Consider the following 1560-nt stretch of genomic DNA (forward strand, 5'->3'; position numbering starts at 1 on the left):
GGATAAAGTTGCTGAAGATATTTGCCTGTTATTTCTACGTTGTATGCAATAGCTCCGGGGTTTTTGAACACCTGGTCATTAATTCTTTGCAATATAAATACGCTATTGCCATTTTTAATTTTCCATGTATGGTTAATCAGCCCCGAGCCAAAAGTCACAGCTTTATCAAAAGCTTCGTTAAGGCCAAATGCAGTAAAAACTTTTTGCAGCATGTACAGTTGTTAATGATGAAATCTATTATCAAACTTAATTAATGTAACAATTAAATGATAAGTAAAACGTTTGCCTCTTTTAATAACAAAAATTAAAAATTATTTTTTTTCGTTAACCACTAATTGAGAATCTACTATTATTTTGTAATACGCATCTGTTTGCGAAGTTTCATCTTTACTTTTATTCATCAGCTCAATTAAAATTTCAGTTGCTTTTTGTCCCTGTACGTACGGGTGCTGCTCCACCGATGCCAAAGGCGGGTAGGCACTGTAGGTGCTTATGGGCAGGTTAGCAAAACTTACAAAACAAATATCTTTATTAATTTTCTTTTTTCTTTTTAATGCAAACTGTATGGCATCCAGTGCAACGTAATCATTAAAGGCAACAATAGCAGTAGGTTTTCTTTTAGAACGCAGCAGTTCTTCCATTGCCATTTGTGTGCCTTCTAAAGTAAGGTCGCTGTTTACCACCAGCGATGGATCAAACTTTAAACGGCTTTTAGTCATCGATTGTATGTAACCATCTTTTCTTTCCTGGCTGGCAAATAATTTTTCAGGACCGTTAATCATACCAATTACACGGTGGCCTTTATTTATTAGAAATAAAACAGCCTGTATAGTTCCCGAGATCATGTTGCAGGCTACATAATGTATGTCGGTCATTTTTGGTATGCGGTCGAAAAATACTATCGGTATGCCATATTTTTTAAGGCTTTCAAAATGCTCGTAGTTTACCGTGTTTTTAGAAATTGAAATTATAACACCATCTACACGATGGTTTTTCATTGTTTCTACAATTTTCTTTTCTCTGTCTTCATTATCGTGGCTTTGCCCCAGCAACACCGTATAATTATTTTTTTCTGCAGCATCTTCAATACCACTTATAGAAGTTGAAAAAAAAGCTTCGGATAATTCCGGCAAAATAACACCAATGGTAAAAGTTTTGCGCTGCTGAAAAAAAATAGCTGTTTGGTTGGGCTGATAATCTAATTCCTTAGCTAATTGCTGCACACGCATTTTTGTACGCAATCCAATATTAGGATGGTCGTGCAGTGCCCTTGATACAGTTGAAAAAGAAACGTTGAGGCGTTTCGCAATTTCTTTTATAGTAGCCGGCTTTTGTTCCATACCTTAAAAGTAAATTCTTTTTTACACATCTGGTTAAAACCAGTAAAACGTTTGCATAGCATTCTCAGCAAACCTTTGTATAATTTGCTTCATTATGCAAACAGTAAAATCTGGAGAAAATTATATAACCCCTTTGCAGCAGCAACGGTTGCTTTCGTTAGATGTAATGCGTGGGCTGATTATGATTTTACTGGCAGCAGAAAGTTGCTTGTTGTACAGT

1 protein-coding gene and 1 pseudogene are annotated in these 1560 nt (G+C 35.6%); both read right to left on the reverse strand.

The window, feature by feature from the left end:
- Positions 1 to 212 (reverse strand): annotated as a pseudogene (locus ACY65O_RS01015) (phosphotransferase enzyme family protein); the annotation flags it as partial.
- Between the two features lie 99 nt (positions 213 to 311).
- On the reverse strand, positions 312 to 1340 hold the full coding sequence (locus tag ACY65O_RS01020; protein ID WP_462218986.1) for a LacI family DNA-binding transcriptional regulator: 1029 nt from the start codon (positions 1338 to 1340) through the stop codon (positions 312 to 314).
- Positions 1341 to 1560 lie beyond the last annotated feature (220 nt).

The sequence above is a fragment of the Ferruginibacter sp. genome (genome assembly GCF_031430955.1).
Classification (GTDB): Bacteria; Bacteroidota; Bacteroidia; order Chitinophagales; family Chitinophagaceae; genus Ferruginibacter.